This is a genomic window from Desemzia sp. FAM 23990 (genome assembly GCF_045528485.1).
Taxonomy (GTDB): Bacteria; Bacillota; Bacilli; order Lactobacillales; family Carnobacteriaceae; genus Desemzia.
Genome location: NZ_JBGQQW010000034.1, coordinates 26279 through 35106, shown reverse-complemented (window position 1 = coordinate 35106; position 8828 = coordinate 26279). Strand labels below are relative to the sequence as shown.

The window sequence follows — 8828 nt, the reverse complement described above, 5'->3', positions numbered from 1 at the left end:
CTTTTATTACTTTATATTTCTTATCTTCATTCATCGTTAGTATTATCCTTTTCATGATTTTATTTTATCATTTTGGGACATTTTATGCTTCGACCTACTTAGGACATTATCACGTTCGAACGATAAAAAAGATTTCAGTTTTTATAAGGCGTATCATTTTCAGAGAAATTGTGATAAACTGTATAAGGTTTGCAAAAGGATTCCCGATAGGATTCACTTTTAGTAGTGGAGAAGCCTTGTAACCGAAAAAACAAAGGGGGATATCTAATGTCAGAAAGAAAATTATTCACATCCGAGTCCGTATCAGAAGGACACCCGGATAAAATTGCTGATCAAATTAGTGATGCAATTCTTGATGCCATTTTAGAAAAAGATTCAACAGCTCGTGTAGCTTGCGAGACGATTGTTACTACAGGATTGGTTTTAGTAGCAGGAGAGATATCAACATCTGCGTATGTTGATATTCAAAAAATTGTACGTGATACCGTACGAGACATAGGGTATACAAGAGCTAAGTATGGTTTTGATGCTGAAACATGTGGCGTTCTTGTAGCAATTGATGAACAATCAGGTGATATTGCTCAAGGAGTTAATGATTCAGTCGAGTTTAGAGAACTGGATGATGATCAACTGAATCAAATTGGTGCTGGAGATCAAGGGTTGATGTTTGGTTTTGCTACAAACGAAACGCCTGAACTGATGCCATTGCCTATTTCATTGAGCCATCGTTTAACAAGAAGAATTGCTGCTTTGCGTAAAAACAAAGAAGTGATCTATCTGAGACCAGATGCTAAAGCTCAAGTAACAGTAGAGTATGATGAAGCTGGAAACCCAGTTCGGGTAGATACAGTTGTTATCAGTACTCAACATGCTCCAGAAGTAGTTTACGAACAATTGAAACAAGATATGATTGATTTAGTAATCAAACATGAAATACCAGAAGACTTATTAGATGAAGAGACAAAATATTTTATTAATCCTACTGGTCGTTTTGTTATTGGTGGTCCTCAAGGAGACGCTGGATTAACAGGTCGTAAAATTATTGTGGATACTTATGGTGGATATGCACGTCATGGCGGCGGAGCATTCTCAGGTAAAGACCCAACAAAAGTTGACCGTTCAGCAAGCTATGCCGCACGTTACATTGCAAAAAATATTGTAGCCGCTGGTTTAGCTGATAAATGCGAAGTCCAACTAGCTTACGCCATTGGAGTAGCACAACCAGTATCTATCTCAGTAGATACCTTTGATACAGGCGAAGTTTCTGAATCAGCTTTGATTGAAGCTGTCCGTGCTAATTTTGACTTGAGACCTGCGGGAATTATTCAAATGCTTGATCTACAAAGACCTATCTACAAGCAAACTGCAGCTTATGGACACTTTGGTAGAACAGATATTGATTTGCCTTGGGAAAAAACAGATAAAGTTGAAGTACTAAAAGCATTATTAGATAAATAAAAAAAATCGTTAGGACAGTGATTATTTTGTCCTAACGATTTTTTAGCGTTTTTCGATAGCTAGTAAAAAGGGTGGAGAGTTTTGTTGGTTGATAAAACCGTATTGTAATACAGAGTACTCTTTTTGTGGTAAATGAGAAGCAAAGTCTAGAACAGCTTCCTTTTCTTCAGTACCGCCATTGTGACCATAATAAACGACTACAATCAATAGTGCTCCTTTTCTTAACAGCGGAAGCAAAGTTACGATGGCTTTCAATGTAGTAGTGCTTTTAGTAATAATCGATTTATCGCTTTTTGGCAAATACCCAAGATTAAAAATAGCTCCAGCTAAAGGTGTATTTGCTTCTAAAACGTCGCCGACTGTTTCATGTCCTTGATGATACAATTCCACTTGCGGAAGCAAACTGGTGTAGAGTAATTTTTCTTTTGTTTTTTGAATGGCTTTATCTTGTATATCGAAACCGTAAACTTTACCATGAGGGCCGACTAATTTGGCTAGTAAAACTGTATCATCTCCATTTCCGACAGTGGCGTCTACAACAATGTCTCCTGGACTGATGGTATTTTTTAATAAAGTGTGACTGAATCGCAAAGCATTTTCAATCAAAACATTCACTCCTATAATGTATTTTTTTTGCTAAAGATATTTCTCCATTTAGGATAAGCACCAATCGCGAAGGCAAGCCAGGCTGCTCCGACTGAAAAACCCCCTATAACATCTGTAGAAAAATGCACTCCAATATAAATACGACTGAGACCAACACCAAAGATCAATAGAGCGCCGATGATAAATAGGCCGTTACGGTATGTTTTATTGGTTATTCTTTTTGATAAAAGAAAGAGTATACCGCCATAACAAATTATTGATCCCATAGAATGACCACTAGGGAAGGAATAACCGCCTTGCTCTACTAAGTGTTCTACTAGTGGCCGAGAACGGTGGAATATCAATTTTAAACCTTGATTTAATAGGACTGCGCCTACGATAGTTTGGGCTATTAGCCACAGCGCAGCTTGATAGTCTTTATACTTCCAAATTAACAATGTACTCACTAGTATTAAACTAATAGCAATATAATAAACATCACCAAAATCGGTTAGTATAATAAAAAAAGTTGTCAAACTCGGATTTCTAAGAGATAAGACAGGTGTGCCAATCCAATGGTCAATAGCAGTGATTACTTCATCACTAGTAAACGCAAATAAGACGATCACGATAAAAGGGATTAATAAAATTAGACTCCAATGATACCAAGAAAAACGGTTTATAAAAGAAGAACCTTTGTCGGTTTTCATAAATTTCCTACTCTCTATTTTAACTAATACTCTGCAATTATATAGTTTATCACAAAATGGAGAAATCAGTTCACTAAAAGTTCTCATTTTCTAATGGGTGTAACAGGTGAAATGCCAATAATAACAAGATATCAGAACGTAGTAAATTGATTACATTCATGTGACAAATGTTAAATTTGCTGCAACTTGATTTATAAGTGTTTTACTTATAAATTTTTATCGTTATAATTAGTTTAACTATAGAAAATATGCACTTATTCGTTTATTTATTAGGAGGGACCTACACTTTGGTGATAACTAGAAAAGAGAGAATCTCATTGTTGGAAAAAGAGAGAACAATGCAAAAAATGAAATGTTCCAATGCAAATCTCAAAAGAGGAACTGCATTGTTTAGTACGTCTTTAATGGTAGGTTTACTAGCATTTCCTACATATACTGAAACTGTTGAAGCAGCTGAATTAGATAACAATACACCGGTATCAAATGAAGCTGAAAATGATATTGAGGTTACTGAAGGTGATTCAGTAGCTGTTGAATCTGAGACAGATAGTGAATCAGAAGTCAGTCATGATAATCAATTATCGGAAGAAAAACAAATGGAAAAAGAACAAAAAATAACAGAATTTAAAAAATTAGTTTCTCAAGAAGTTTTTGACTCTATCACTTTCGAAAGTTTATCTCTAGAAGATGTTGATCAATTAGTTGACAATGCTTATTTGTCTGCTGATGCCAATCGATCAAGCGATGAAGAACAGGGAACTATCGAAGATTCTGAAGATAAAGTTGATGAGGAAGGTACAGAAATTGCTGTTGAACCTGACACAGAAGTAGCTGTAGAAGAAGTGACCCCAGAGACGCCAACAGAAATACCAGCTGTTGTAGAAGAAACAGAAGCAGCTGTAGAGGTTACAGAAAATGAAGTAGTAATACCAGAAGCTGAACTTACAGAAGAAACAGCAGAAAAAGTGATTGAAGAAGAACAAATTGAAACAGAAGCAACTACTGAAATCGAAGAACTAGTAACAGATGAACAAGCAGTTTCAGAAGAAACTCCTGTGAAGCAAGAGGCAGAACAAGTAGTTCAAACAGAACCAAAAGTTCAAGCAGAAGCTCCTAAAGCCAGAACTATGATGGCTACTATGTCAGCAACTGTTGCGCCAGAAACTAAAACAGCTGAAAAGGCTGTTCACGTAGTTAAAAGTGGCGATACGCTAAATAAAATCGCATCTAAATATGGTGTTTCAGTAAACGATTTAATGGGTTGGAACAACATTACGAATAAAAATGTCATTAAAGTTGGTCAACAAATTTATGTCAACCAACAAGCTCCTAAAAAAGCGCAACTTGGAAATATCAATAAAGCACAATCACCAGAACAATTTATTGCAACGGTCGGTTCATTTGCGAGTGAAGTAGCTGCTAAAAATAACTTGTATGCGTCTGTAATGATAGCTCAATCTGGTCTAGAAAGTGGCTGGGGTTCAAGTAGTCTTTCTAAAGAACCGAACAACAATTTATTTGGGATTAAAGGTTCTTACAATGGTGAATCAGTTACCATGCATACAAAAGAATATTCAGCAGCTGGTGGTTGGGTTAATATTCCACAAAACTTTAAAAAATATCCTTCTTATGCTGAATCTTTCCAAGATAATGCTAATTTACTGAAAAGAGGAACTTCTTGGGATTCTCAGTTCTATGCAGGAGCGTGGGTAAGCAACTCGTCTAATGTGTATGAAGCTACAGCTTGGTTAGAAGGACGCTATGCTACGGATCCGACGTATGCAGCAAAACTGAATAATTTAATTAATGCATATGATTTAACTCGTTTCGATGTAAAGTCATCTGATTCAAATGGAAATACTGGTAACACAGGAAACACTCCTTCTACACCAGTAACGCCAAGTCCTTCTGAAAATACTAATACTGAAACAGGTACTACTAGTCAGTATACGATTCAACCAGGAGACACGCTAACAAAAATCGCTAAAAGATACAATACAACAGTAGCGAACTTGAAATCATTGAACAATTTGAAATCTGATACAATTTATGTTGGTCAACAATTAACTGTTAATGGGTCAGCACAAGAAGAAAGTAAGCCATCAACTGGCAATAATACTTCTAGCCCTGGGAATACTGAATCGAATGCTTCAAACTATACGATTCAATCAGGGGATACGTTATCTGGAATTGCACGCAAATATAATACAACAGTAGCGAACCTAAAATCGTTGAACAGTTTGAAATCTGATACTATCTATGTTGGACAAAAATTAACCGTTAATGGTTCGGTTAAAGACGAAAGCAAGCCATCAACTGGCAATACTTCGAATACTGGTACAAGTACTGGTACCAGTACTGGTCAATACACGATCCAATCAGGAGACACACTTTCTAGTCTTGCACGTAAGTACAATACAACAGTAGCGAACCTAAAATCGTTGAATGGTTTGAAATCTGATACTATCTATATCGGACAAAAATTAACCGTCAATGGATCGGTTAAAGAAGAAAGTAAACCTTCGACCGGGACAAGTACTGGTCAATACACGATTCAATCAGGTGACACATTATCTGGTATTGCACGCAAGTACAATACATCAGTAGCGAACTTGAAATCGTTGAACGGTTTGAAAACTGACGCTATCTATGTTGGACAAAAATTAACCGTTAATGGTTCGGTTAAAGACGAAAGCAAGCCATCAACTGGCAATACTTCGAATACTGGTACAAGTACTGGTCAATACACGATCCAATCAGGAGACACACTTTCTAGTCTTGCACGCAAATATAATACAACAGTAGCGAACCTAAAATCGTTGAACAGTTTGAAATCCGACGCCATCTACGTTGGACAAAAATTAACCGTTAATGGTTCAATTAAAGAAGAAAGTAAACCAGCAACTGGCAACACTTCTAACACTGGGACAAGTACTGGTCAATACACGATTCAATCAGGTGATACACTGTCTGGAATTGCACGCAAGTACAATACATCAGTAGCGAACTTGAAATCGTTGAACAATTTGAAATCCGACGCCATCTACGTTGGACAAAAATTAACCGTTAATGGTTCAATTAAAGAAGAAAGTAAACCAGCAACTGGCAACACTTCTAACACTGGGACAAGTACTGGTCAATATACGATTCAATCGGGTGATACACTGTCTGGAATTGCACGCAAGTACAACACAACAGTAGCGAACTTGAAATCGTTGAACAATTTGAAATCCGACGCCATCTATGTCGGACAAAAATTAACTGTGAATTCTACAACTTCTACAAATACGTCAGCATCAACACCTAAAAAAGATTCGACCGTAACGAATCTGGATGCTGTTTACACCGTTAAGAGTGGAGATACATTAACAGGTATCAGTAATAAATACAGTGTTTCTATTGCAAATTTAAAATCTTGGAATAGTTTGAACTCAGATACGATTTATGTCGGACAAAAACTAGCCGTTAAAGTTGGCGGTACATCTACTCCAACAAATGCGTCTACTAGCACAGCGAACAAGAAATATACTATTGCTAGTGGAGACACTTTATCTGGATTAGCTTTATCTTTTGACGTATCTATAGCTCAATTGAAAGATTGGAACAATTTAACTTCAGATTTGATTTTTGTAGGACAACAACTGAATATCAAATAAAACAGACTAAACGTATAAAAAAGTAATCTGAAAGTAGAAAAACTCTGCTTCAGGTTACTTTTTTTGCTGTCTGTTCTTAAATAATTGGTATAGTGTATACATGAAATACATTGCAAATGTGAAGTGCGTTTTAGTAAGCGGTTTAAGAACCATACCCCGACAGTAGCGGTGATTTTAATAAGTTTGAGAATCAATATTGAATTGACAAGAGATATCCTGATTGGTATGATTCAAGCAAGATAATTGCTATTTTTTGAATCAAAAAGCAACCGCAATTTTTGTCATTATTTTACTTTTATTATGGATTCAAATGAGGAGAGGTCGCTTCATTTAAAAGATAGTATTTATTTCACATAGCTTTAACATAAGAAATATTGGAGGGAAAAAAATGAAAGCATATTTTCAGAGGTTAGGTAGATCATTGATGCTGCCTGTTGCTGTATTGCCTGCAGCTGCTATTTTAATGGGTATTGGTTATTATATAGATCCATCAGGTTGGGGTGGAGACAGTGTTATTGCTGCGTTCCTGATTAAATCAGGTGGAGCACTTATTGATAACATGGGAATTCTATTTGCTGTTGGTGTTGCCTTGGGAATGTCTAAAGACAAAGATGGGGCAGCTGCTTTGAGTGGATTAGTAGCTTGGCAGATTATCACTACTTTATTAGCACCTGATACGGTGGCTATGTTACAAAGTATTCCTGTCGATGAAGTAGATCCTGCATTTGGCAGCATCAAAACACAATTTATTGGAATCTTATGTGGTTTAATCGCAGGCGCATTGTACAATCGATTCCACAATGTCAAATTGCCTCAAGCGTTAGCTTTCTTTAGTGGAAAACGCTTAGTACCGATTGTGACTTCCTTTGTAATGATGGTTGTAGCGATGGTGTTATTATTTGTATGGCCACCAGTTTATAATGGCTTAGTAACATTTGGAACTTCTATCAGTGAACTAGGTGCTGTTGGAGCAGGTCTTTACGGACTCTTTAACCGTTTATTAATACCCACTGGATTGCATCATGCATTGAACTCTGTATTCTGGTTTGATGTTGCTGGTATCAATGATATTGGAAACTTCTGGGCTGGAACAGGAGTAAAAGGGGTCACTGGTATGTATCAAGCTGGTTACTTCCCTGTAATGATGTTTGGACTTCCTGCTGGAGCTTTAGCAATGTACCACACTGCAAAAACAGATAAGAAGAAAACTACAGCTTCATTGATGATGGCTGCTGGTTTCGCTTCATTCTTTACAGGTGTAACTGAACCGTTAGAGTTTGCGTTTATGTTCGTAGCTCCTGCTTTATACGTTACACATGCTGTTCTAACAGGTATTTCATTGTTCATTGCTGCTTCTTTCCAATGGACAGCCGGTTTTGGATTCTCAGCCGGGTTAGTGGATTATATCTTATCTTTCAACTTGCCATTAGCGAACCAACCTTATATGTTACTCGTTCAAGGGGTAGTATTTGCGGCTATTTACTATTTCTTATTCCGCTTTATCATCGTTAAATTTGATTTAGCAACTCCAGGACGTGGAGATGAAGTTTTAGATTCTGCAGCATTTGCTGAGGAACCTAAAACAAAAGGAAGCAAATCAAGTGCTAAAGATGCTGAATTTAGAAGGAAAGCTGAAATTATTCTTGCTGGTCTAGGTGGAGAAGAAAACATAGCTTCTATTGACAACTGTGCAACTCGTTTACGTTTAGAAGTAAATGACATGTCTAAAGTTAACGATGCTAAAATTAAATCTGCCGGTGTCGCTGGTATCAATAAAGTAAGTGAGCGTAATATTCAAGTAATTGTAGGAACGGAAGTTCAATTTGTTGCAGATGAAATGTCTAAATTAAAAAACAATTAATTGTGATAAAAAAACCAGTCTCCTATTTATTTAGAGACTGGCTTTTTTGAAAAATAAAGGAGCTGGGATCATGGATATAGAGAACCGAAATGAGTGGTTAGAACAGTTGACGGTTGGTGAAGAAGTGGGGATAAGGGAAGTGATAGAAGGCATTACTGCAACAGTCAATTATACTAAAGCCACTATTATAGACATCACAGTCGAAAAAATTCTTGTAGAAAAAAATCTAAACTTTAATAGAGAAGGAGAACTTCAACAAGAAAATAATTTAGGTACGAGGTTTACTTTTGAACTCATACCACTTACTCCAGAGATACAAAGAAAAGCGAAATTTTACCGTTTAAACCAATTTCTAGGATTGCTGTCTACTGGTGTGCTTTAAATAAAATAAGGTAGTAATAAAAAAATTAGAAAGACTTTCATTCTGAACAGAAGAATTGAAGGTCTTTTTTGTTTTGCCTCGAGGAAAAAATACTAATTGATAGAAAATTTATCCTCATTAAAAGGTCTATCTTTTTCATTATGTTGATTTGTTTCATGAATTTTTTAGCAAATTCT

At 36.3% G+C, this 8828-nt stretch carries 6 protein-coding genes and 1 riboswitch; of the genes, 4 read left to right on the top strand and 2 right to left on the bottom strand.

The genetic code is table 11. From position 1 onward, the window contains the following. Nucleotides 1-183: 183 nt before the first annotated feature. Nucleotides 184-270, top strand: a riboswitch (SMK box riboswitch). Beyond that, nucleotides 268-1458: a methionine adenosyltransferase gene (gene metK, locus ACEN4I_RS12320; RefSeq protein ID WP_407103192.1), complete on the top strand. Its 1191-nt coding sequence runs from the start codon at nt 268-270 to the stop codon at nt 1456-1458. Its footprint overlaps the riboswitch before it by 3 nt. A 42-nt stretch (nt 1459-1500) precedes the next feature. On the opposite strand, the gene ACEN4I_RS12315 is transcribed toward metK, so the two are convergent. Further along, entirely contained in the window at nt 1501-2064 is a 564-nt protein-coding gene (locus tag ACEN4I_RS12315; protein ID WP_407103191.1) for a class I SAM-dependent methyltransferase, read from the bottom strand. Between the two features lie 11 nt (nt 2065-2075). Then, complete coding sequence (locus ACEN4I_RS12310) at nt 2076-2753, bottom strand: phosphatase PAP2 family protein (protein ID WP_407103190.1); 678 nt, start codon at nt 2751-2753, stop codon at nt 2076-2078. A gap of 290 nt (nt 2754-3043) precedes the next feature. Here ACEN4I_RS12310 and ACEN4I_RS12305 point away from each other — a divergent pair, with 290 nt between their 5' ends. The 3 genes from ACEN4I_RS12305 (at nt 3044) to ACEN4I_RS12295 (ending at nt 8652) form a co-directional block, all read left to right on the top strand. Further along, nucleotides 3044-6409 carry a LysM peptidoglycan-binding domain-containing protein gene (locus tag ACEN4I_RS12305; RefSeq protein ID WP_407103193.1) on the top strand — a complete coding sequence of 1122 codons (3366 nt, stop codon included), beginning with the start codon at nt 3044-3046 and terminating at the stop codon, nt 6407-6409. A 388-nt stretch (nt 6410-6797) separates the two neighbouring features. Continuing rightward, entirely contained in the window at nt 6798-8270 is a 1473-nt protein-coding gene (nagE, locus tag ACEN4I_RS12300; RefSeq protein ID WP_407103189.1) for an N-acetylglucosamine-specific PTS transporter subunit IIBC, read from the top strand. Between the two features lie 70 nt (nt 8271-8340). Further along, on the top strand, nt 8341-8652 hold the full coding sequence (locus tag ACEN4I_RS12295) for a hypothetical protein (protein ID WP_407095574.1): 312 nt from the start codon (nt 8341-8343) through the stop codon (nt 8650-8652). Nucleotides 8653-8828: the final 176 nt, after the last annotated feature.